Source organism: Undibacterium sp. SXout7W (assembly GCF_049339385.1).
In the GTDB taxonomy this organism is placed as follows: Bacteria; Pseudomonadota; Gammaproteobacteria; order Burkholderiales; family Burkholderiaceae_D; genus Undibacterium.
This window is the reverse complement of the sequence record NZ_JBMPPF010000007.1, coordinates 129,728-152,941: the sequence shown is the minus strand read 5'-3', so window position 1 is coordinate 152,941 and position 23,214 is coordinate 129,728. Positions and strand designations below refer to the sequence as shown.

Annotated in this window: 23 protein-coding genes and 1 tRNA gene; 14 read left to right on the top strand and 10 right to left on the bottom strand. The window is 48.1% G+C overall.

All coding sequences use genetic code 11. The features are described 5' to 3' along the window. The first annotated feature begins 4 nt into the window (after positions 1-4). The 4 genes from dnaG (at position 5) to ACO0LB_RS09030 (ending at position 6,606) form a co-directional block, all read left to right on the top strand. A complete protein-coding gene (dnaG, locus tag ACO0LB_RS09045; RefSeq protein WP_423048640.1) occupies positions 5-1,798 on the top strand; it encodes a DNA primase in 1,794 nt (597 codons plus the stop codon). A gap of 335 nt (positions 1,799-2,133) precedes the next feature. Further along, entirely contained in the window at positions 2,134-4,893 is a 2,760-nt protein-coding gene (gene rpoD, locus ACO0LB_RS09040) for an RNA polymerase sigma factor RpoD (protein ID WP_423048638.1), read from the top strand. A 171-nt stretch (positions 4,894-5,064) separates the two neighbouring features. Beyond that, positions 5,065-5,142 (top strand) — tRNA-Ile (locus ACO0LB_RS09035). Positions 5,143-5,148: 6 nt separating this feature from the next. Then, complete coding sequence (locus tag ACO0LB_RS09030; protein ID WP_423048636.1) at positions 5,149-6,606, top strand: DEAD/DEAH box helicase; 1,458 nt, start codon at positions 5,149-5,151, stop codon at positions 6,604-6,606. 61 nt (positions 6,607-6,667) lie between these two features. Here the strand turns inward: ACO0LB_RS09030 and ACO0LB_RS09025 are convergent, their stop codons facing one another. The 3 genes from ACO0LB_RS09025 to ACO0LB_RS09015 all read right to left on the bottom strand — a co-directional run bounded on the left by ACO0LB_RS09025 (position 6,668) and on the right by ACO0LB_RS09015 (position 8,826). Beyond that, a complete protein-coding gene (locus tag ACO0LB_RS09025) occupies positions 6,668-7,669 on the bottom strand; it encodes an ornithine cyclodeaminase family protein (RefSeq protein ID WP_423048634.1) in 1,002 nt (333 codons plus the stop codon). 121 nt (positions 7,670-7,790) lie between these two features. Further along, a complete protein-coding gene (locus tag ACO0LB_RS09020) occupies positions 7,791-8,210 on the bottom strand; it encodes an organic hydroperoxide resistance protein (RefSeq protein ID WP_423048632.1) in 420 nt (139 codons plus the stop codon). A gap of 160 nt (positions 8,211-8,370) precedes the next feature. Next, positions 8,371-8,826, bottom strand: a complete 456-nt coding sequence (locus tag ACO0LB_RS09015) for a MarR family winged helix-turn-helix transcriptional regulator (protein ID WP_423048630.1) — start codon at positions 8,824-8,826, stop codon at positions 8,371-8,373. 168 nt (positions 8,827-8,994) lie between these two features. Between ACO0LB_RS09015 and pyrF the strand changes: the two genes are divergently transcribed. Together pyrF and ACO0LB_RS09005 are read left to right on the top strand one after the other, a co-directional pair. Beyond that, on the top strand, positions 8,995-9,813 hold the full coding sequence (gene pyrF / locus ACO0LB_RS09010) for an orotidine-5'-phosphate decarboxylase (RefSeq protein WP_423048629.1): 819 nt from the start codon (positions 8,995-8,997) through the stop codon (positions 9,811-9,813). A gap of 256 nt (positions 9,814-10,069) precedes the next feature. Next, positions 10,070-10,927 carry an HDOD domain-containing protein gene (locus tag ACO0LB_RS09005; RefSeq protein WP_423048627.1) on the top strand — a complete coding sequence of 286 codons (858 nt, stop codon included), beginning with the start codon at positions 10,070-10,072 and terminating at the stop codon, positions 10,925-10,927. Positions 10,928-11,052: 125 nt separating this feature from the next. Here ACO0LB_RS09005 and ACO0LB_RS09000 read toward each other — a convergent pair whose 3' ends face one another. From ACO0LB_RS09000 to ACO0LB_RS08990, 3 genes are all read right to left on the bottom strand, one after another. After that, a complete protein-coding gene (locus ACO0LB_RS09000) occupies positions 11,053-11,424 on the bottom strand; it encodes a hypothetical protein (protein ID WP_423048625.1) in 372 nt (123 codons plus the stop codon). A 98-nt stretch (positions 11,425-11,522) separates the two neighbouring features. Continuing rightward, positions 11,523-12,464, bottom strand: coding sequence for a fused MFS/spermidine synthase (locus ACO0LB_RS08995; RefSeq protein WP_423048623.1), 942 nt, complete (start codon positions 12,462-12,464; stop codon positions 11,523-11,525). 143 nt (positions 12,465-12,607) lie between these two features. Further along, on the bottom strand, positions 12,608-13,432 hold the full coding sequence (locus ACO0LB_RS08990) for a hypothetical protein (RefSeq protein ID WP_423048621.1): 825 nt from the start codon (positions 13,430-13,432) through the stop codon (positions 12,608-12,610). Positions 13,433-13,657: 225 nt separating this feature from the next. Between ACO0LB_RS08990 and ACO0LB_RS08985 the strand changes: the two genes are divergently transcribed. The 5 genes from ACO0LB_RS08985 (at position 13,658) to ACO0LB_RS08965 (ending at position 16,935) form a co-directional block, all read left to right on the top strand. Then, the gene (locus ACO0LB_RS08985; RefSeq protein WP_423048696.1) at positions 13,658-13,903 is read left to right on the top strand and encodes a hypothetical protein; all 246 of its coding nucleotides are present in this window, start codon (positions 13,658-13,660) and stop codon (positions 13,901-13,903) included. A gap of 307 nt (positions 13,904-14,210) precedes the next feature. Continuing rightward, on the top strand, positions 14,211-15,056 hold the full coding sequence (locus tag ACO0LB_RS08980; protein WP_423048619.1) for a PA4780 family RIO1-like protein kinase: 846 nt from the start codon (positions 14,211-14,213) through the stop codon (positions 15,054-15,056). Between the two features lie 280 nt (positions 15,057-15,336). Beyond that, the gene (locus ACO0LB_RS08975; protein WP_423048617.1) at positions 15,337-15,837 is read left to right on the top strand and encodes an SRPBCC family protein; all 501 of its coding nucleotides are present in this window, start codon (positions 15,337-15,339) and stop codon (positions 15,835-15,837) included. Between the two features lie 124 nt (positions 15,838-15,961). Further along, positions 15,962-16,489, top strand: coding sequence for a peptide-methionine (S)-S-oxide reductase MsrA (msrA, locus tag ACO0LB_RS08970; RefSeq protein ID WP_423048615.1), 528 nt, complete (start codon positions 15,962-15,964; stop codon positions 16,487-16,489). Positions 16,490-16,515: 26 nt separating this feature from the next. Next, the gene (locus ACO0LB_RS08965) at positions 16,516-16,935 is read left to right on the top strand and encodes an HIT family protein (protein WP_423048614.1); all 420 of its coding nucleotides are present in this window, start codon (positions 16,516-16,518) and stop codon (positions 16,933-16,935) included. A gap of 111 nt (positions 16,936-17,046) precedes the next feature. On the opposite strand, the gene ACO0LB_RS08960 is transcribed toward ACO0LB_RS08965, so the two are convergent. The 4 genes from ACO0LB_RS08960 to ACO0LB_RS08945 all read right to left on the bottom strand — a co-directional run bounded on the left by ACO0LB_RS08960 (position 17,047) and on the right by ACO0LB_RS08945 (position 20,133). Then, positions 17,047-17,514: a hypothetical protein gene (locus tag ACO0LB_RS08960; RefSeq protein WP_423048612.1), complete on the bottom strand. Its 468-nt coding sequence runs from the start codon at positions 17,512-17,514 to the stop codon at positions 17,047-17,049. A gap of 46 nt (positions 17,515-17,560) precedes the next feature. After that, complete coding sequence (locus ACO0LB_RS08955) at positions 17,561-18,688, bottom strand: MGDG synthase family glycosyltransferase (protein WP_423048610.1); 1,128 nt, start codon at positions 18,686-18,688, stop codon at positions 17,561-17,563. A 219-nt stretch (positions 18,689-18,907) separates the two neighbouring features. Further along, positions 18,908-19,543 carry a pyridoxamine 5'-phosphate oxidase gene (gene pdxH / locus ACO0LB_RS08950; protein ID WP_423048608.1) on the bottom strand — a complete coding sequence of 212 codons (636 nt, stop codon included), beginning with the start codon at positions 19,541-19,543 and terminating at the stop codon, positions 18,908-18,910. A 62-nt stretch (positions 19,544-19,605) separates the two neighbouring features. Beyond that, a complete protein-coding gene (locus ACO0LB_RS08945) occupies positions 19,606-20,133 on the bottom strand; it encodes a hemerythrin domain-containing protein (protein WP_423048606.1) in 528 nt (175 codons plus the stop codon). A gap of 85 nt (positions 20,134-20,218) precedes the next feature. On the opposite strand from ACO0LB_RS08945, the gene ACO0LB_RS08940 reads away from it, so the two are divergent. The 3 genes from ACO0LB_RS08940 to ACO0LB_RS08930 all read left to right on the top strand — a co-directional run bounded on the left by ACO0LB_RS08940 (position 20,219) and on the right by ACO0LB_RS08930 (position 23,103). Further along, complete coding sequence (locus tag ACO0LB_RS08940) at positions 20,219-21,088, top strand: tRNA threonylcarbamoyladenosine dehydratase (RefSeq protein WP_423048604.1); 870 nt, start codon at positions 20,219-20,221, stop codon at positions 21,086-21,088. A gap of 276 nt (positions 21,089-21,364) precedes the next feature. Then, complete coding sequence (gene ylqF, locus ACO0LB_RS08935; RefSeq protein WP_423048602.1) at positions 21,365-22,300, top strand: ribosome biogenesis GTPase YlqF; 936 nt, start codon at positions 21,365-21,367, stop codon at positions 22,298-22,300. Next, positions 22,297-23,103 (top strand): enoyl-CoA hydratase, encoded by an 807-nt coding sequence (locus ACO0LB_RS08930; protein ID WP_423048600.1) that lies wholly within the window; start codon positions 22,297-22,299, stop codon positions 23,101-23,103. The genes ylqF and ACO0LB_RS08930 overlap by 4 nt, the downstream gene beginning before the upstream one ends. Positions 23,104-23,214: the final 111 nt, after the last annotated feature.

Genomic DNA, 23,214 nt, shown 5'->3' with positions numbered 1-23,214 from the left:
TCATTTGATACCGCAAAGCTTTATTCAGGATTTATTGGCCCGCGTTGATATCGTCGACGTGGTGGGTAAATACGTCCAGCTCAAAAAAGGGGGCGCAAACTACATGGGTTTGTGTCCTTTTCATAACGAAAAATCTCCTAGTTTCACCGTTAGTCCCACTAAGCAGTTTTATCACTGTTTTGGATGTGGCGCGCACGGCAGTTCCATTGGGTTTTTGATGGAATATTCTGGCCTCAGTTATGTTGATGCCATCCGTGATTTGGCGCAGAACAACGGCATGATCGTTCCCGAAGAGGATCGGCTTTTACCTGCGCAGCGGGCTGAGGTGCAGGCCAAAAGTCTGGCATTGTCTGATGTGATGACCAGAGCGAGTGACTATTACAAGCAGCAGTTGAGAGGCGCACCGCAGGCAATTGCTTACTTGAAAAAGCGTGGCCTGACAGGTGAAATAGCCGCCCGCTTCGGATTGGGGTTTGCGCCTGATGCCTGGGATGGTTTGCGTTCTGTATTTTTGGATTACGCCGCACCCTCGCTGGTGGAAGCTGGTCTGGTCATCGATAAGACGGATGACGATGGCGCACATCGAAAAAGGTATGATCGTTTTCGCGATCGCGTCATGTTTCCGATCCGCAATACAAAAGGACAAGTGATTGCCTTCGGTGGGCGCATCATGGAGCAGGGAGAACCAAAGTATCTGAATTCCCCTGAAACGCCTTTATTTCAGAAGGGCCTTGAATTGTATGGCTTGTTTGAAGCCCGTCAGGCAATACGGGAAGCGGGTTATGTGTTGGTGACTGAAGGTTATATGGACGTCGTCGCGTTGGCGCAAATGGGGTTTCCTCAATCTGTTGCCACTCTGGGGACTGCCTGTACCTCAACGCATGTTCAAAAACTGTTACGCCAGACAGATCATGTAGTTTTCAGTTTTGATGGTGATGCCGCTGGACGTCGTGCGGCTCGCCGTGCATTGGATGCCTGTCTGCCGCACATCAATGATGATAAAGTCATTAAATTCCTGTTTTTGCCTGCCGAGCATGATCCTGATAGTTTTATTCGGGAGTTTGGCGCAGATGCTTTCGATCAGGAAGTCAGGGATGCGATGCCGCTGTCGCAATTCTTGGTGCGCGAAGTGGTTGGTGATAATGATTTGAATTCGGCTGAAGGTCGTGCTAAAACTCAATTTGATGCGAAACCTCTGTTGCAGCTGATGCCGGCTTCAGGGTTGCGATTGCAAATAGTGCGTCATCTGGCGCAATTGACGCAAACGACGCCAGCAGAAATTGAGACTTTGTTCGATCTTGTGCAGCCGGTTGCCCGCCATAAACTGGCACCTCCCAAGTCGCGGCGTAATGCGCCAGTGGGGCTGGAGAGGCAAATTATGCGGATTCTGGTGGCGCATCCTTCGTTATCCGCCATGTTGGATGGTGAGGTTCTGGCTGCAGCAGCTGTGCTGGCTCCCGATGGTGCGGCGATGTTGGCGCAGTTGGTTGAGTTTGCGCAGGAAATGGGTGAATCCGCACAATTTGCCGCTTTGGCAGATCGCCTGCGCCAGAGTGGTTCCGATTTTGATGCCTTGATTGCTGAGGTTGCAGAGCAAACCGAAAGTGAGTTGGATGTCGTCAGGCTTGAGTTGGCGGGGGCTATTCGCCAGGTCCGGCTGCAGGTATTGCGTAGCGAGCTGGATGCATTGGTCGTCGGTGGTTTGCGAGATCCTCTGGCTGTTGCGCGTTACCGGGAAATTCTTCAGTTGCAGGAGGGTTTGCGTAAGCAAGCAGAGTTAGAAGCCGCACAGCGTTAAGGGATTTCGTTGCTTAATTTTTATTCACTTAATTGACCTTGTACGGCCTTGTGGTCTGGAGAATGCATGTCGGGCATGGTATAATTAAAAGCTTTCAATTCAAGGTCTTAGGTTGTTTCATTCTGGCTGAAGCACTGAGCGTTCAAGCCGAATGTGTTGTTTAGGTGAGTGTAGTGCTCCTCCGAGTAACCCAAAACACTGGCACTGAGACTTGGGAAGTCTGTAGCAAAAAAGCGTGGTAATGGCTTGTAAATAGACAATGCTGATCTGTTGATTGCCTGCGCCGTGCCAGCGACTTCTTCAGTTCCGGATGGTTTGATTCAATGGCTAGCGCAATGAAGAAACCCGCGAAAATTCCTGAGCCTGTAAAGGCGAAGACTGTTGTTGTAAAAGCATCTAAAGATGCGGCCACTGCGTCTGCAGCAAAACCTGCTCGACCTGCAACCGCTCCTAAAATAGCTCCTGTCAGCGCAAAGGCTAGCCCGCAGTCGGGAGCGAAGGGTAATGTTGTAAAAGATACCAAAGTGGTAAAGACGGCGGCAAAAACGGCCACAAAGACATCAGCAGTAGCTGAAGTTCAGCCAGTAGTCAGTCCAGTTAAAAAAACATCGGTGCGTTCGTCGGTGGCATTGAAAACGGTATCAGTGCCCAAAGATGTGAAAAAAGACAAAAAACAATCTGAAAAAACGACTACTCGTAAAGAAGCAGTAGCCAAGGCTGTGCCGGTAGCAAAAAAGAATGAAGCATCTGCGAAAGTAGTTGCTCCTCAAACAGCGATTAAGCAAAAGAATGTATCTGTAGATAAGCCGCAAGAGAAATCTCTGGCATCTGCACCATCGAAAGCTTCTGTGACCATTAATAAATCCGATTCAAAGACAGTGACTAAGCCAACTAAGAATTCAGCGAAAGCAGCGCCAGAGGTGCAAGAAATCAAGACAGGGTCTGCACCAACGGTCAGCCAGACTACCGATGCTGCGGTACTTGCTGCCATTGATACTTCAGGATACGTGTTGCCGGGCGTGAAGGTGCCGGGTCGTCGCGGACGCAAGCCTAAAGAATATCAGCCGGAAAACGAAGAGATCGCGGCATTGAATGCGGTCGAACGTGCCGAGATGAAGGCGATTGATAAAGCCAAGGCAAAAGATCGTAAAGCAAAAGAAAAAGCGCTGTTGAAAGATGCGTTTTCTTCTGACCCGGAAGCCACTGAAGAAGAGCTTGAGCGTCGCCGTCAGAAATTAAAAACACTGATTAAGCTTGGTAAGGATCGCGGTTATCTGACTTTTGCAGAGATCAATGATCATTTGCCGGAAAACGTTGTTGATCCAGAAGCAATTGAAGGCATTATCGGCACTTTCAACGATATGGGCGTGGCTGTCTACGAGCAAGCGCCTGATGCTGAAACCTTGTTGTTGTCGGATAATGTGGTGACAGTCACCACCGATGATGATGAAGTGGAAGCTGCTGCAGAAGCCGCTTTATCGACGGTTGATTCTGATTTTGGTCGTACTACTGATCCAGTGCGCATGTATATGCGTGAAATGGGTTCGGTTGAATTGTTGACGCGCGAAGGCGAAATCGTCATCGCCAAAAAAATTGAAGAAGGCCTGAAAGATATGATTCAGGCTATCTCGGCATGTCCTACGACGATTGCAGAAATTCTGGCAGCAGCTGAAAGAATTTCTGCTGATGAAATCAAGATTGATGAAATCGTCGATGGTTTGGTTGATCCCAATGCATCTGAAGACTCCGCTCCTGTTGCGGTCGTTGCTGTTGCAGCAGAAGAAGATTCTGAAGAAGAGGATGAAGAAGAAGACGAAGAAGAGGATGAGGAAGATGACGGCGGTGCAGCTGGTGCTGCGGCCATTTCTGCTGAACAGTTAGAGCAGCTCAAGCGCGACTCGCTTGCCAAATTCGATGTTATTTCTTCCAATTTTGACAAGATGCGTAAGGCCTTTGAAAAAGAAGGCTACAACTCGAAGTCCTACGTAAAGGCGCAGGAAGCGATTTCTAACGAGTTATTAGGTATTCGTTTTACTGCCAAAGTTGTCGAGAAACTATGCGATACCCTGCGTGGGCAGGTCGATGAAGTTCGCCATGTCGAGAAGCAGATATTAGATGTGGTCGTGAACCGTTGTGGTATGCCGCGTTCTCATTTCATTAAAGTCTTCCCAGGGAATGAAACGAATTTATTGTGGGTTGAAGGTGAAGTGAATTCCGGACATTCGTATAGCGCGATTCTGGGGCGTAATATCCCCACAGTACAGCAGTTGCAACAGAAATTAATCGATTTGCAATTGCGAGTTGTGTTGCCTCTGCCGGATTTGCGTGAAATTAATAAACGTATGTCTGCCGGAGAAATGAAGGCTCGCCGTGCGAAACGGGAAATGACGGAAGCCAACTTACGTCTGGTCATTTCCATCGCCAAGAAATATACGAACCGTGGTTTGCAATTTCTTGATCTGATCCAGGAAGGTAACATTGGTTTGATGAAGGCCGTGGATAAGTTTGAATATCGCCGCGGTTATAAGTTCTCAACTTACGCAACATGGTGGATACGTCAAGCCATCACCCGTTCTATCGCAGACCAGGCGCGCACTATCCGGATCCCTGTGCACATGATAGAAACGATTAATAAGATGAATCGTATCTCACGTCAGATTTTGCAAGAAACAGGTGTAGAGCCTGATCCGGCGACATTGGCAATCAAAATGGAAATGCCGGAAGATAAAATCCGCAAGATCATGAAGATTGCGAAAGAGCCGATTTCGATGGAGACGCCGATAGGTGACGATGATGATTCCCATTTGGGCGATTTCATCGAAGATAACCATACGTTGGCGCCGGCTGATGCCGCTTTGCATGCATCAATGCGAAATGTAGTAAAAGACGTTTTGGATTCACTCACACCACGTGAAGCTAAAGTATTACGTATGCGTTTTGGTGTAGAAATGTCCACGGACCACACTCTGGAAGAGGTTGGCAAGCAATTTGATGTGACACGTGAGCGAATCCGTCAAATAGAGGCAAAGGCTTTGCGTAAATTGCGTCATCCATCGCGTTCAGATAAGCTCAAAAGCTTCCTCGAAGGTAATTAATGTTATACAATGGGCGCTGATTTTTTTTGGTGCCCGTTCATAGTGTTGCATCGGTTGTTTGATGTGACATATTGCAGGTGCTGGCATCTGGCTTTACCTGCAATAACTGATGTATTTTTCCAACCCTGGATTAACTTCAGATTAAAGCAGGCAAAGCTTGCAGAAAGAATTGGGCCTCTAGCTCATGTTGGTTAGAGCAGCGGACTCATAATCCGTTGGTACCGTGTTCGACTCACGGGAGGCCCACCACTCATCATGACTGAAATAACGTCCCCGAATTTACCTATTTCCGAACAACCTGCCGCATCGGTGAAGTTCGAAGATTTTGGCTTGTCAGCTGAAATTTTGCGTGCCTTGTCAGAACAAGGTTACGTCCATCCAACTCCGATTCAGTCTCAGGCAATTCCTGTTATTTTGACAGGGCGTGATGTCATGGGCGCTGCTCAGACAGGAACTGGAAAAACGGCTGGTTTTTCCTTGCCAATTATTCAGCGTTTGCTGGAGCATGCGAGTAGCAGCGCATCACCTGCAAGACATCCGGTACGGGCATTGATTCTGACGCCGACACGTGAGCTTGCTGATCAGGTTGCCGATAACGTTAAAGCATATTCTCGCTTTACACCTTTGCGCTCTACAGTAGTATTTGGCGGCGTTGATATGGCTCCGCAAACGGCGATATTGCGCTCCGGTGTAGAGATTGTGATCGCAACACCAGGACGCTTGCTTGATCATGTGCAGCAAAAATCGATCAATTTGTCGCAGACCCAGATTCTGGTGATGGATGAGGCTGATCGTATGTTGGATATGGGGTTTTTGCCGGATTTGCAGAGAATTATTAATCTCTTACCGGAAAAGAGACAGAATCTGATGTTCTCGGCGACATTTTCGCCAGAAATTAAAAAACTTGCTGCCAGTTTTCTGTCCGATCCTCAATTGATTGAGGTTGCGCGTAGTAACGCGACATCTGAAAATGTGACTCAGATTCTGTATAAAGTGGCAGAGGATGAAAAACGTGATGCGGTATCTTTTATTATCCGTGAACGTGGTTTAAAGCAGGTCATCGTTTTTTCGAATACAAAAATCGGCGCTTCTCGCCTGGCCGTGCATTTGGTCAAGCAAGGCGTGAAAGCATCTGCTATCCATGGCGATAAATCTCAATCTGAACGTATGGCAGCGCTGGAGGCCTTCAAGCAAGGTGAGGTCGAAGTGTTAGTGGCAACAGATGTGGCGGCTCGAGGCCTGGACATCGCTGAGTTGCCATGTGTGATTAATTACGATCTACCGTATAACGCGGAAGATTATGTGCACAGAATTGGTCGCACAGGCCGTGCTGGTGCCAAAGGAGATGCTATCTCCTTGCACACGGAGCAAGATGAGCGTTTGTTGGTTGATATCGAAAAATTAATCAAGCAAAAAATCGTACGCTTGCAGTTAGCAGGCTTTATTGCCGCTTCTGTAGCCCCACCACACCGTACAAAAACAGAGCGTAGTGGTGGCGGTGATAGGGCAGAACGTAGCGAGCGCACCGAGCGCCCTGCGAGAGGCTATATGCCACCAAGAGAAAGAGTTGATCCATGGTTCTTGAAACCATATGAACCCAGTTCTTCTGCTAACCCGGCAACGTTGCAAGCATCCTCGGCCACAAATAGCAGCAATGGCACTAAGCCACAGAGAAGGGCCGTATTGCTGGGTGGTGGACCCAAAGCGGATTAACTGGTGTTCAGAGTTTGATGGCGGGTCTGGATTACTGCCCTTGATTCATTATTTGCTGCAATCATATTGTCTGGTGTGGGGCTGCCTGCGCAGCATTCCACACCAAATTGGCTGCGCATAAATCTTCAACTGCGCTGCCTACAGATTTAAATACCGTAATTTGTTCATGATCTATTCTGCCAAGATGGCGTTGCCCGCATAAGTCTGCCAGTTCTGCCACAATGGATTCCCGGACTAGGCTGCCATTGGCTAGTGGTTGCAGAATGTCACCCGCTTCCGTCATTGCCCCGGTGTAGGTATCGACTACCACCATCGCTTTGCGCATCAGCTCGTCATCAACTTCGCGCATATCGGGCTTAAAACCACCAACCAGATCCAGGTGTGTTCCTTTGCGGACCCATTTCCCAGGCACGACGGGCATTTTGCTGGTTGTGACACAAGAAATAATGTCAGCGGCATCACATGCAGCTTCCAAATTTTCCTCTGCAATCACTTTAACGGACGAAGGAAGTTCCACATGGTGACGTATTGCAGCCGCACACTGCATCGATTTCTCAACAGAACGCCCCCAGACTGTGATTGAAGAAATTGCTCTTGTCTGGCAATGAGCTACAGCCATATGTGATGCTAAGGAGCCATTTCCCACAACTAATAAATGCCGGCTGTCAGTACGTGATAAATACTCCGAAGCCAGTGCGGACGCGGCCGCAGTTCGTCGCGCCGTTAACTCTTCACCATCCATGATTGCCAGCGGCACACCGCTTGCGCTGTCGAACAAGATGAAAATTGCATGCACTGAAGGTGCGTGCTTGTTATGCGGGGCAACTGTCACCAGCTTGACCCCCGCATGCGCATTTTCTTGCCATACAGGCATTAATAAAAGGCTGGTATTGTTTTCTGCCGAAACTGTATGCACATGCCTGGCAGGAGCGACATTTTTTTCGCTAAAAGCAAGACGTAGCGCAGGAATCAGTTGGGAGTACGCCAAACTGCCGCGGACTTGTTGTTGGTTGAAATAAGCGATCATATTCAGAGTAGCAGTGTTGATGCCACGATCATACACAAACCGGCTGCAAGTACTCTGCGATTGACACAAATATGACGCTAAAATTTACTCAATTTTAATAACTTGAAGAGAGGAAGGAGCTAATTTCCTATTGTGCCTCCTTCCTTTGTATCTTCTATTACAGCAAATTGATCGCAACCTCGATATTGCCACGTGTTGCGTTCGAATACGGACACACTTCATGGGCTTTATGTACCAACGCCTCGGCAACAGCACGATCCAAACCCGGCAGGGAGATATTCAGCGCAACTTGCAAGCCAAATCCACCCTGACCATTCGGACCGATGCCGACCTGACCATGAACCGACACATCTGCCGGAAGCGCCAGTTTTTGAGCCGCAGCCACAAATTTCATTGCGCCGATAAAGCAAGCAGAGTAGCCAGCAGCAAATAATTGTTCCGGATTAGTACCTGTGCCGCCTGCGCCACCTAATTCTTTTGGTGTTGACAGTTGCACTTCCAGTTGACGATCACTCGAAACGGCGCGGCCATCACGGCCACCAGTTGCTGTCGCATTTGCAGTGTAAAGAACTTGCATGAATCTCTCCTGTGAAAATTAAAAGCGACCAGTTAATTTGTAGGTCGATGTCATCATTCTATATCGCAATTAAATCGCGTACAATTTAATTGCTGATTGTATTTGTCTATCTGTTTGATAGTGAAATTAGATACTGAACTGAGGCAGCGATATGGAGTTGTTACGAAGCGGATTGTAGTTCGTCGCGGAGAGCAGACAATAACGTGCGGAGCTCAATCAGTGTGTCTGCTGATTGTTTGCTGGCGCACATGATTTGCGGCGGTATATTTTGTGCCGCTTTTTTCAGTTGCAGACCTTCAGTCGTTAATGTGATCCTGACTTGGCGTTCGTCATTTTTATCTCGTTGGCGTACTACTAATTGAGCGGATTCAAGACGTTTCAGTAACGGTGTCAGCGTGCCGGAGTCAAGAAACAGGGCATTACCTATATCTTTCACCAGAATATCATCATGTTCCCATAGCACCAGCATGACCAGATATTGCGGGTAGGTAAGCCCTAGAGCATCCAGCAAGGGCTTATATGTTTTAGTCACCGCCAAAGAAGCGGAGTAGAGTGCAAAACAAAACTGATTATCCAGTGCCAGCAAGTCAGTGTTTTTTGTTGAATTTTTTTTCATGGCGATGCTTAGCAAGTGAATACAACGGGATACAGATTATCATCTGCCCGACGAGCTTAATCAAATCTCTTCTGAGATGTGTCTGTGTTGCATAGAAATGCGAGCAGGCAGCACGGTATAATCTCGGACTTCCGCATGGTGAGCCATGCCAATTGATTGAGGTGTGCTGTGAATTTTATCGAACAACTTTCTGCCGCATGGCGCGACAATGATTCTTTATTGTGTGTCGGGCTGGATCCTGATATCAGTCGTTTTCCTGCTGAATTGCTTACGCAGCCTGATGCGATTTATCAATTTTGTAAATCAATTATTGATGCAACGGCAGACCTGGCATGTTCGTTTAAACCGCAGATTGCTTATTTTGCGGCCTTACGTGCCGAAGATCAGTTAGAAGCTATTTGCCGCTATATTAAATCCGCATATCCGCATATTCCTGTGATATTAGATGCAAAACGCGGTGATATTGGGGCGACAGCAGCACAATATGCGCGTGAAGCATTTGAGCGCTACGCGGCAGATGCTGTGACCGTCAATCCGTATATGGGCTTTGATTCTGTCGCACCGTACCTGGAATGGAAAGACAAAGGTGTCATTGTGTTATGCAGAACATCGAATGCTGGCGGATCTGATTTGCAATTTCTGGATGTGGCTGGCAAACCCTTATATCAACATGTGGCAAAGTTGGTCGCTGATCAATGGAATACCAGTGGACAATGCGCTCTGGTAGTTGGAGCAACTTTCCCGAATGAACTGGCGCAAGTTCGCAGCATTGTTGGTGATATGCCTTTGCTTGTGCCAGGTATAGGCGCACAGGGCGGAGATATTGCTGCAACAGTACAGGCGGGTAAAACAGCGAGTGGTACCGGGATGATGATCAATTCTTCCAGAGCCATTTTGTATGCCACAACCCAGCCGGGCGAAACTTATACAGCTGCAGCAAGACGCGTAGCGCAAGAAACCCGTGATGCCATTAATCTCTATCGTTGATGTTTGCCGAAGTGCTGCGTATTGAAAATAGCGCATTTCACGGACAGTGCTTCTTGTTTTAGTTTATCCTGATGACTGATTGCCGCATGATCAGTCACAGAAGACAAACTGAAACCCGCGATAGTAAATCAATAATGCCAAGAAGTAATGCTGCACAGGTTATCTTCGCAAGCTGCAATAACGACGAAGTTCAATCTTTGCAGCCTGAAGCAGCATTCCATAATCAGTGTACAACAGCCCCGGTGGCGATATCCTTATGCACAGAGATAAATCAGCCGAGTTTGCTTTCATTGAAGATTTTACAGCGGAGCTGTCGGCGAAGAAGTTGGTGTTTCCCACTTCTTTAAGTGCCACCATGAAAATCCGCAAGGCACTAAGTAACCCTGATATTTCTACCGAGATGGTTGCGCGAATTATTGGCACCGAACCAGTATTGTCTGCCAAGGTTTTGCATCTCAGTAACTCTTCCTCATTTAATCCTCAAGGTCGTAAAATCAGCGATTTACGCTCGGCGACCTTGTTACTGGGTTTTGCTGCTATTCGCAACATAGCGATTTCCATCGGCATGAAGCAGTTGGCCGAGAATAAATATAACGGCAATCTGACCAGCCAGATGGACGGGCTATGGCGTCGAAGTCTGCGTGTGGCCGCCTTGGCGATGGTGATCTCACGTAATTTCACCAAGCTGAGTGCAGATAAAGCGATGCTGGGAGGTTTGCTGCATGACATAGGTAAGTTTTACATACTCAATCGCGCTCATCATTACCGCGAATTATTTTCTTCCGAGCAGTTATTGTGGAATCTGATTGATCAATGGCACGCCAGTATCGGAGCTGCTATTTTGGAGGACTGGGAAATCGCTGACGATATCCGTTCTGCAGTGCTTGATCATAAAGACTATCCTGTCAGCCAGGGTGGACGTCCGACACTGATCGACGTTGTGGCTGCCGCCGATTATCTCGATGCCCACTTTGTCAACGAATCCATCCATGATCTGGACTGGGATAATGTCCCGCATGCCCTAAAAACGTTGCAGATTGATGCGGATAATATTGAAGCTCTGATGCAGGAAACCCGTACGGAATTGGCGCTGGTATTAAGCGCAATCGGTTGATCTGTGGCGTTGACCTGTAAGCGATTGATGCATTGCGTTGTATCGTCGCTGCTAGCCTTTCATTCGACGCTAAGACATACCAAATATACACTTCTGAGTGATAAAACCCGCAGAGACTGACCGTATCAACTCAGTAATTGTAAAAAACTATCGGCCTGACGAACAACACGCTTTGATTCGGTACCGAACAGGTCGTGCGTTTCTTGTACAACATATTCGTTCGAACCTTTGGTGCAATATAACAGCCCACGGAAATTCGTTCCCAGATAAACAAATGGTGATAATTTTGTTTTTACTGGAACATCGCTGCCGATCAGGCTGCGTAATTTTCTTTCCACATCATATAAATTTTTTTCGTCGATAGTCACCATGCCGCCTTTGGGATTGGGGAAACTGGTGTGGAATATCGGATTTTGTCCCATAGGATTTTTGAAACTGATTTTGACACCTAGTTTTAAGAATTTTGATATGGCAAAAAAATCGTTTTCATCATACATGGCTTATTTCTCCAAAGCTGTTGCCAGCGCTTCTGCGGCGCAATGATCGGTGTAGGAAAGCTTGCCAGAAATTATCCGATCCGACAACAAAAAGTCTTTCAGGCAAGTACGTATGTTTTCCACGCTGCATAACTTTGTGGCACTTTTGGGTCTTCGACCAACAGATGACGTAAATCATTCAGTAACGCGGGTATTTCGCCATCGTCATTGATCAGATCGATATGATGCATCAGTGATGGGAGCTGAGTCAGGGTGAGTTCTGGGTATTCTGTTTGCTTCATCAGGCTTGTTTTTAGTTTTTCTATGGCATGAGGAAATTCTTTGATGGCAAAGACAATCAGGTTATAACTATCTGGTGACTTGATCCAGCAAACCTGTCGTGCAAACTGCTGTCGTAAGCGACTCAGCATGGGAGCCAGCACGCTGGGTTTGCCGCCCACGTTACTGACCAAGATTCCGCCAGAGCGTAAATTGCGATAACAATCTTGATAAAACTCGGCAGTATTCAGGGCAGGAACTAATCCATGCTGATCATATGCATCGATCAAAATCACATCGGACTCCGATTGCATAGAGGTCAGGCAGGACAGCGCATCGGCATGAATAACGCAGAAGCGCTCATCATTCGCTGGTATCAGGAACTGATCGCGTAATACAATCACATCGGCATTGATCTCGATTGCCGTAATGCGGCAGTCAGGCAAATAGCGATAGCAGTATTTGACCAGCGAGCCACCACCCAGACCGACCAGGATGATATGGCGAGGTGTGGGATTTAATAGCAGGAATCCCATCATCACCTGCGAATAGCCGCAGATCAGCCGTTCAGGGGCATCCAGACGCATTGCGCTCTGCATACATTCCGGGCTCAGGTATAACAGGCGCAAGTGGTCGTCATTGAATACGAAGGGTTTGCCTTCATGGGCTGTATGCAAGTCCTGAAGAAGTTGCAAATGTGCTTCGTCACCACGCGACTTACTCAGAAGTCTTTTTGAGGTGCGGTTGTCGCGAGTATGGGTTGTATGGGGAGCTTTTATCATGGCAACATGGTGGTAAATGTGAAGTGAATAGCAATCACAGCAGATCTGCCTCCAGTATCCACCGATAGGCTATGCCTGACCACTGTTGTGTAACCAGGCTGCCACGCCATATGCTTTCTGACGTAATTTCAACCCTTGACAGTTTATTCGCCTGCGGCAGCCAACGCTGCTTTCAGTTGTACAAGTTCTTCATTCAGCCTGATATTTTCGCTTTTCAGCGTGGCGATTTGTTGCAATAAGTCTTGCTGTGAATGAACCGCATCGCTGGCAGTTGCTGGTACAGCGTTCTCTTTTTCTTCTTTGGGCTGTGAAGATGTTTTAGGCGCGCGTTGTTCCCGAATTTTCTCTCTGACCTGTCGGGCAACTTGTTGTAACTCCTTACGTCCGCCGGCAACAGCCGTGCGCTGCTCCGCATCGGGTAGTGAAGCAATCGCCGCTGCGGCGCTGATAGAAATGGTGCCATCGCGTACAGCGCCAACCAGCTCAGGAGCGGCTGCCCGCTGAATTTTTTCTATCTGTACCACGGCATTGCTGCTGATGCCGGCGGCCCGGGCGATTTCCTGACGGCTCTGGGTTGTCTTGATGATGGGGACTGCAACGTCAGTTGTTTCTACGTCGGCCGGTGCTGTTTCCTGCTCCGTTGCTCTGGCAAGCATGATTTCTTTCTTGCGCAGAGCCAACATTCCACGTTGAAAATCAGAGACGCTGCGGCGAGCCAGATGATTGTCAATCATCCACAGTTGCACATCTTCAATATTGTTAAATTGATTGTTTTGTATCACGTTAAAAGGAATCTGATGCCGTTGGCAGATAGCGTAGCGATTATGTCCATCAATCAGAACATCTCCCCAGCAGACCAGCGCATCGCGACAACCTTCAGTCAACAGACTACGTTCCAGCGCTGCAAATTCGTGCTCTGTCAACGGGTCTATATAGGCACGTAAGGCGTCGTGAATAATGATGCTCATAAAACTTTCTCCGATGATATCGTTCGCGAAAGGCGGCATTGTAGCCGAGAACGGTTCTGATGCCGTATTCTGAACTACGCATTGCCTCACTCGCTAAATGAGAGGCTGCAGTGCTGGCGCGTGTACAATGCTTAGCCTCTGCATGCTGTAACACTGGCACGGCGCACATCGGACGACGTGCATCAGCTGGCTGCATACCTCTACATTGATCGGAATACCAAGATGATGACCTACGAAGAATACCTGGACGAAGTCACGACATTAATCACAGAAAAATATGATGTCACTGATGAAGATGCTATCAAGCATGTGATGCGTGCGCAGGCCGCTGATTTTTTTACTTTGCACGACGATCATGAAGAAATGCGCACACAAGAGCGTGCAGTGCAGGATGCTGAAACCATTTACGCTAACAGAAATAAGTCGCGTCCACACACGGCACCGCAACGTCCCGGAAAACCGCGTCGTTAAACCCGATTTGTTGAGGCAGTAGAATGCTGTCCTGTTTTGCGGACAAAATATAGTGTAAAAAAGGTTGACGCAAAATAGCTCCAGCGGCTTGATGGCTCGCCGTTGTACAAGTCCAATACAAGGCCACAGGCGAGTACTACCGTCGTCGCCATGATGTACCAGGATTTCAGGCAACATGTCGCCTGCATGCGAAGCGAACATCACCTGCAAGTGATGTACCTCCAAGTACAAGACGCTTATTTGGCCTTTCAGGGACAATTTTGCATCAGTCCTGATAACGTAGGAATATTAGAAGCCCCACCCGCTCATGAAAACACCAAAAAGAATACAACCACTGGTAGAAGAAGGATTGATTGACGAGGTTCTGCGCCAGTTAATGAGTGGAAAAGAAGCGACTGTTTATGTCGTCCGTTGTGGCGAAGACATTCGTTGCGCCAAAGTGTATAAAGAGGCGAGTCAACGCAGTTTCAAGCACGCTGCTTCTTATCAGGAAGGGAGAAAAGTTAAAAATAGCCGTCAGGCACGCGCGATGGAAAAAGGCACTCGCTATGGCCGAAAAATGCAGGAAGAAGTTTGGCAAAATGCCGAGGTAGATGCCTTGTACCGCCTGGCCGCCGCCGGTGTCAAAGTGCCGCGTCCCTATATCTGTTTTGAAGGCGTACTGCTGATGGATCTGGTGACTGATGCAGCCGGACATGCGGCACCGCGACTCAATGACGTAGAACTGACACCTGAAATGGCCAGAGAGTATCACGCGCAATTGCTGCATCAGGTTGTACTGATGCTGTGTGCCGGGATTATTCATGGAGATTTGTCTGAATATAATATTCTGGTCGACGAGCAAGGGCCGGTGATCATTGACCTGCCTCAGGCAATTGACGCCGCGAGTAATACCGAAGCGGAAGTATTGCTGGAGCGTGATGTCGCTAACCTGGCTACCTACTTTGCCCAGTTTGCCCCTGAACTGGCGGAAACGCAGTACGGTAAAGAAATATGGGCCTTATACACTGATGGCTTACTGACACCCGATACGCCGCTCACCGGCATCGTTGAACTTGATACGCATCAGGCGGATGTTGGCGCTGTATTGGAAGAAATTGAGTCTGCTATTCTGGAAGAAAAAGAGCGCCAACGGCGTTTGTTAGAAATGTAACCCTGCTGTTGTTTAGAGGCAGTAAGCGAGGCAAAATTAATCCCCGATCATCCGGAATTATATTGTCAAGGTGAGGCTTTTATCATCAGCCGGATTCTGCTTCGACAAGAAAACGAGTTTTAATATACGTAATATACGTAATAGACGCAATAGACGCATTTCGTCAGTAATTAAATGCTACGTTAATAATCTGAAGGTGAATGTAAGCGAGGTGTTAAGTGCTTCGTCGTCCGCTTCAGTATTGCAAATACCTTGTCACTTCAACCAAAGGAAAATAACCATGATACAAACTGTTGCTCCGTTTAGTATTTCCAGAATTTTCAATGCGCCTTGTGAACTGTTATTTAAAGTCAATACTGAGGTTGAGCATTTACAAAATTGGATGAGTCCTGAAGGCTTTAAAACCATTCATGCGGTGATGGATTTCAGGATTGGTGGAACATATCACTACGGTCTGGAAGGGCCAAACGGTATGCAAATGTGGGGGAAACAAGTATTTCGTGACATCATCCCTGATGCACAACTGACTCTCATACAATCTTTTTCCGATCAGAAAGGTGGTATGACCAGGCACCCAATGTCTCCGACATGGCCGCTTGAAATGCTGGCGGTCACCACTTTTGAAAAGCTTGAAGATACCTCTACAAAAGTAACTATCACCTGGCAACCCTGGAATTCCGATCAGGAGGGAAATACCACCTTTGACGCCGCACGTAGCGGTATGGAACAAGGATTCGGTGGTACGTTTGCCAAATTGGACGATTATTTGCGGACTCTTTAAATAGCCAAACCTGACTGGGATTTTCAGTCGGAATAGAATCAGGCTCTGTATTTGCTTGTATTTTGTTGTAAGAGGGCTGTGGTGGTACGTCAATGATGTCATGTAGAAAATTCAGGAGTAGAAAATGACAGAAATAGCAGTGCTTGGTGGTGGTTGCTTCTGGTGCACAGAGGCGGTGTTTCAGCAGATACGTGGTGTTCTGAAAGTCGAATCGGGCTATGCGGGCGGTGCGACTGATCATCCTACCTATGAACAGATTTGTACTGGGCGTACGGGACACGCGGAAGTTGTGCGTGTGAGTTTTGATGCGGAGCAGATCAGTTATCGTGAATTGTTGGAAATATTTTTTACCATCCATGATCCAACGACATTAAACCGGCAAGGTAACGATGTCGGTACACAATATCGCTCAGTCATTTATTTTTATAATCAACAACAAGAAGCGATTGCGTGTGAAGTGAAAGCGCAGATGGCGGCTGTGTGGGAGGACCCTGTGGTGACTGAGATTGCAGAGGCACCACAATTTTTTATTGCCGAAAATTATCATCAGAATTATTTCCGGCAGCATCCGCAACAGGGATATTGTGCTGTGGTCGTCGCTCCTAAAGTGGCAAAAGCACGGAAGCTCTTTGCCAGCAAAATACTCAACTGAGATGCTTCATCTGATCTGGATAAAAAATGCCGACTATTTTTGAACGCTTGCTGTCCGGCGAGTTGCCATGTGCCAAAGTGTATGAGGACGCATGGGTATTTGCTTTCATGGATGCCGGACAGCTCAATCCGGGCCATGTACTGGTCGCGACCAAAAAACCTTATCCCACACTGATGGAGGCAGATGAAGCTTCAGTGGAAGCCATGATGCGGGTTGCCAGACGCATTGCCAGAGCAATTGATCAGGTGTTTCATCCAGACGGTATTACGGTACTGCAAACCAATAAAGAAGCTGGCTGGCAAACCGTGCCACATCTGCATTTACATGTGGTACCGCGCTATACCGACGATGGAGTTGGTTTGATATGGCCGCGTAAAGACCCATCATTTCAGGTCTTGTCTTCTTATGCGATACAGATACAGCACTGTGCAGAAATGCAGTGTTGAATAGGGACTTTCGTAATATAGCGAATGTGTCTGGTCTGCGCCGATATGGTGTGATATGGGTTGATGTTATGCTGGCGCATAGTGATAACAGGGACGGGATTTGTCTGTGCTTTATTTTTGATTCGAACGCCAGAATAAAAAAATACTGACTGCACCGCCAATCCAGTAATCAATCGGAGTACCCCATACCCAGTGCTTATGCCAATGTGCGTCAATCTGATTAAAGTGATGCAGACCATATGCGGGATTCATGAGAAACCACATGAAGTCCTCGATGATCCAGAAGATGATCAGACAGGAAAGTGTTCGGGCTTCTGATTTGATGCTCCATTGCTGCATCAAGAAAAATGGGAAATGAAAAAACATGGCAATAAACGGGAAGACCCAGGCGTGGTAACCCGTCATTGCGCGACCACCCCAGAGCAGATCAAGTAGCCAGTGTTTTTCTATGCGCCATGTCGGTAAGTTCCCACCCCAGCCTGAGGCACCTTCGATTTGTATTTCGACCTGCGCAAAAAATAAAGCCAGTAACAATACCCAGAATAAAGTCAAAAAAATACGTGGATAAGATGTTTGCATCGTACGTGATAAGTCAGGTGAGAAGTAGGGTAAAAAATCAAACGAATCAGGTTGATAACTGAATTTGCCTGAGGACGCTGGCTGCGGCCTCCGGTTTTCCCAGTGCTTGTGCTTTACGACGCATGTCTGCCAGTTTTTCAGGATGTGTCATCAAAAATTCGATATGAAAACGCAGGCTGATATCATCGATAGCCTTCAGCGCTACGCCTTGCTCCAGCAAAAAATCTGCATTTCTTTCTTCTTGCCCAGGAATGGGCGAATTGACCAGCATCGGTAATCCTGACGCCAGGCACTCTGCGGTTGTGAGTCCGCCGGGCTTGGTAATGATCAGATCGGCGCAGGCCATCAGTCGTTCTACTGTGTTGCTGAAACCGAGTGGAACTAATTGACCCGGATACCGTTTTTCCAATTGCTGCAGGGATGTCAGAGCCTGTTGATTTTTACCTGCGAGGACAATCAGTTGAATGTCCATCTGTGTATTTAATAAGCCTTCTGCAACCTGATCCAGTTGACCTAATCCGGCGCCGCCACCCATTAGTAAAATTGTGGTGCGTGCCGGATCAATGCCAAGGTCAGCAGCGCATTGCTGGCGATTTGCCAGTTGCATAAACTCAGGCATGATCGGGATGCCGGTAATGTGAATTTTTTCTTTGCTGATGCCATTCAGATGCACACGATAGGCAGTTTCTTCGTTCGCAACAAAATAGCCAGCCATGTGATCATGGACCCACATTTTATGCAGATCGAAATCGGTTACCTGTACCCAGACCGGGCATGCCAGACGTTGTTTTTGTAGTAGCCGTGATAGCAATTCTGCTGGTAAAAAATGCGTGCAGATGATGGCATCAGGCTGGAAATCGGCGATCGCTGTCAGCAGTGATCTTGCATTCAGCCTCTCAATGCCGCGACGCAGACGTTGTAACGTGCTGTCAGCCTCGGCTTCATTGCTAGCGTGGTAGAGGTAACCCCACAGTGTTGGCGCCTTGTTAACCAAGCGAATATAAAAATCGGTATAGATTTTTCGAAAACCTGTTGTAACAAAATTCATTACATCCAGATGCAGGACATCCAGATGAGATTCGTTTTGTACTGCACGTACGCGTATTGCTTCGGCTGCACGCTGATGTCCGGCACCAGCTGAGACGCTTAACAGCAGAATTTTTTTCTTGCGCATGGGGTAACTGCGGATCTTCAATAAAGCGCCGAGAATAACATGCAGATATGTTGATTTGATGACGTGAAAACAGTGTCCGTATCCGAACTTGCGCTGGTACCTTTACCTGCAATGTTGCCAGGGTACTTTTAGTGGAGACTGTTGATTGGAGCTGCCAATCAAGGATAGCAGATGCGCGACTGTATGCCCCGCATCTGCATGAAGGGACGGGGGGATTGATTAAGGTTGCAGGCGGCTGATGCTCCATTGCTGGTCTGCGTTGCGGGTGTAGACAATACGGTCATGCAGGCGGGAACTGCGCCCCTGCCAGAATTCTATTTTTTCCGGCACCAGACGATAGCCACCCCAATGCGCAGGTCGTGGTGGCTGCTCGCCAAATTCAGCGACGACGGCTGCCAATTGTTGTTCCAATGCATGACGATCCGCGATTGGCTGGCTTTGTTGTGATGCGTTGGCGCTTTGACGGCTGCCCAGCGGGCGACTTTGGAAATAGCGATCATTTTCCTCATCGCTGATTTTTTCTATTTTTCCTTCAATGCGTACCTGGCGCTCTAGTGCTGTCCAGAAAAATAATAAGGCTGCGAACGGATTTTTTTCCAGATCATGACCTTTCGCGCTGTCATAGTTGGTGAACCAGGAAAAGCCGCGATCATCGAATTCCTTGATCAGCACGATGCGCGATGTCGGGCGTCCATCTGCATTGACCGTGGCCAGACTCATGGCATTGGCTTCAGCAACATCAGCTTTTAATGCTTGCTCAAACCAGGTACCGAATTGTTGAAACGGATTATTCGCCACATCTGCTTCAGACAGACTGGCTTGCTGGTAATCTTTACGGAGATCGGCGATAGACATAGGATTCCTTTATTGTCTGTAAATATATTCGATGTGCTTGTTGGATGTTTGTCAGATTTTTGTCAAATTGCACGACGGGTTTGCATAGCTTGACCCAATGCCTGCATTTGTTGCTCGCTGAACAACCGCTGAGCCATTGGCGCAATTTGGGTCTCTTCAATTTCCATGTGAGTAGCATATAAAGCAGCAAAATCCTGTATGGCCGATGCTGACAATGCGGCACTGCTGCCTTCGGCGATCTGATTCAGTTGTGCTTCAATCACGTGCCACTGTGATGCCATTTGTTCATGCTGCTGCAAAATGGTTGGTAATAATTGCTGCAACAAGGCCGCATCGGCGTCTTGTGCGGTTTGTTGCAGCGTTGGCAGTAAATCGATTTCTTCATCTTCGTGATGCAATGGTGCTGCTTTGCTGAAGTAACGCAGCACCGCCTGTGCCGCTTGCTGCGCCTGTTGATCCGCACCATAGACGGGCAAATGTGCCAATAACTTATCCAGCGTTGCCAGTTGTTTGCGAATGCGGTCATGACAGTGTTTCAGTACGGCCAGCGGCTGGTCAAAACCCGGAGCATTGTCGAAGAATGGATTCACGATAGTCTCATGTTGAGGTTGATAGCAGCATTATGCAATACAGATACGGCCAGCGCTTGCGACACATCAATTCAGCTCTTGTAAAATGGCGGCTGAATTCATTCTCTCTCCTATTATGCAACAACACACAGATATCGATTTTGAGCGCCGTTTTGGTGGCGTTGGCCGTTTGTATGGCGCAGCTGCGCTGGAACGTTTTAAAACTGCCCATGTTTGCATCATTGGCGTTGGTGGTGTCGGTTCCTGGGTGGTCGAAGCGCTGGCGCGTAGTGCTATCGGGCGTCTGACGATGATTGACCTGGATAATGTTGCTGAATCGAATATCAATCGTCAGATACAAGCTCACAGTGATACCTTGGGGAAAGCCAAAGTAAGTGCGCTGTCCGAGCGTATTGCATTGATTAATCCTTATTGTCAGGTGACTGAGGTAGAAGATTTTGTGACGCCTGACAATCTTGAAGAGATGCTGGGGCAGAAAAATTTTGATTATGTGATTGATGCAATTGACAACGTTAAGGCAAAAACGGCGTTGATTGCCTACTGTAGTCAGCAAGGCATCCCCCTCATTACGATTGGTGCTGCCGGTGGTCAGATGGATCCCGGTAAAATTGAAATTCGGGATTTGTCACGTACCGAGCAAGAGCCATTGTTAGCGTTGGTAAGAAAACGTCTGCGCCAGAATCATGGGTTTCCGCGCGGAGCCAAAAGCAAATTTGGTATTGATGCGGTATTTTCCATGGAAGTGCTGACCATGCCGGAAACAGCGGAGGCATGCGCCGTGGAGATCAGTTCAGAGAATGAGCAAGTCGTGAACAGCGAAAATGGTGGAAATGCTGGAATTACGGGTCTTAATTGTGCTGGATTTGGTTCTTCTATTGTCGTCACAGCATCATTTGGTATGGCGGCGGCGGCTTATGTCTTGCGACAATTGGCCAGAACAGCGGCGGATAATTAAGTCGGTCATCAAAAGAGAGTTATAGGACTCACGCAAAAGGACTTACGCAAAACTGCCTCAGCGGTGTTATGGCTCCTTATTGTACGAAACGCTGTACAAGCACGTACAGCCTTCGTCGCCATGCCTTGCTGGGACAATTTTGCGTAAGTCCTAAGTTATGTGCTGTTGAACATACGGCAAATTAAGCGAAAAAGCCGTGAAAATCCAAACTTCCGGCGCAAGATCGGCAGACTTACGTACAATATCGCTTTGTTTTTGCTCAAAAGAAGAATAAGTATGTCGATACAATGGTTCCCCGGCCACATGAACGCTGCCCGCAAGAAGGCGGCGGAAACCATGGAAAACACCGATCTGGTGATAGAAGTGCTGGATGCCCGCATTCCGCAGGCGAGTTGCAATCCTATGGTGGAGCAACTGCGCGTTTTCCGCCAACGCCCTTGCCTGAAAATTTTAAACAAAGCCGATCTGGCTGATCCGAATGCCACTAAATTCTGGCTGGACTACTACAACGCCCAGAAAGACGTGTTTGCGGTCGCGATGAGCTGCAAAAAACCGGCGGACGTCGCCAAGGTGCCCGGTTTTGCACTGAAGCTCGCGCCGCATCGTGGCGTGCCGACGAAGCCTTTACGCATGATGATCATGGGCATTCCTAACGTCGGTAAATCGACGCTGATGAATGCCTTGCTGAAAAAACGCGTTGCCAACGTCGGTGATGAACCTGCGGTAACGAAGACGCAGCAACGGTTGTATCTCGGTAAAAACATGATATTGACCGATACGCCGGGCATGTTGTGGCCGAAGATCGAACATCCTACCGACGGCCTGATGCTGGCGGCTAGTCATGCGATCGGTATCAATGCGCTGATCGAAGAAGAGATCGCGACTTTCCTTGCCGAGCAATTGCTGATTCACTATCCGAAGTCGCTGGTGACCCGCTATGGTTTTGATCTGGAAGGGATGGATGCGGTTGCTGTGGTGGAAGGTGTTGCAAAAAAACGTGGTTACAAGCTCAAAGGCGGTGATTGGGATTTTGAAAAGGCATCCCACACGCTACTGCTTGACTATCGTAGCGGTGCTCTGGGGCGCATCAGTCTGGAAACGCCGGCCAGCCGCGAACATTTGCTGGCAACTTATGTACCGCCTGTATTGCTGGGACAAGGAAAGAGTGTCCAGACCGGTATGGAGCCAGATGAGGAGGGCGAGGCAGAATGAGTCACTCAACATCATCTCCCTGGGTGGTACGTGAGGATGCTGCTGGCATTACCACGCTGACATTAAACCGTGGCGAACGTTTTAATGCATTGTCTGAAGAAATGTTGGATGCATTGCTGACGGTATTTAAAACCATTGCGCAGGAGCCACAGGTGCGCGTCGTGGTGTTGGCTGCGGCTGGAAAAGCGTTTTGTGCTGGACATGATCTGAAACAGATGCAGCAGCATCCTGACGCTAGTTATTACCAACAGTTATTTCAGAAGTGCAGCAAGTTGATGATCGCAATACAGAAATTGCCACAACCTGTGATTGCGCGGGTACACGGACTGGCTACTGCTGCTGGTTGCCAGTTGGTTGCCATGTGTGATCTGGCAGTAGCGGCAGAGAATGCCAGCTTTGCTGTATCGGGAGTGAATGTCGGTTTATTTTGCTCAACACCTGCGGTTGCCTTGTCACGTAATGTGTCACGTAAGCAGGCAATGGAAATGCTGCTGACGGGGGATTTTATCGATGCACACACCGCCATGCAGCGTGGACTGGTCAATCGTGTGGTTGCTAACGATCAGCTCGATGCTGCTGTTGCATCATTGGCTGCTAGCATTGTTCGCAAACCAGCAGTGGCTATCAGTATGGGCAAGCAGCTATTTTATAAGCAGTTGGACATGGGTATTGAAGCTGCCTATCAGATTGCGGGTCAGACGATGGCGTGTAACATGATGGACGCTTCAGCGCAGGAAGGTGTGCAAGCCTTTATTGAAAAGCGTTTGCCGGACTGGCATGTCGGGGACACAACGAGGGTATGACAAACACATCAAGCACATAACAAGCACATAACATGAGTGGCGGCCTTATCTGAAATCGCAGCCTGTTCATGGTTTCATGTGGTTGCTGTGTTGAATGACTTGCTCTATGTC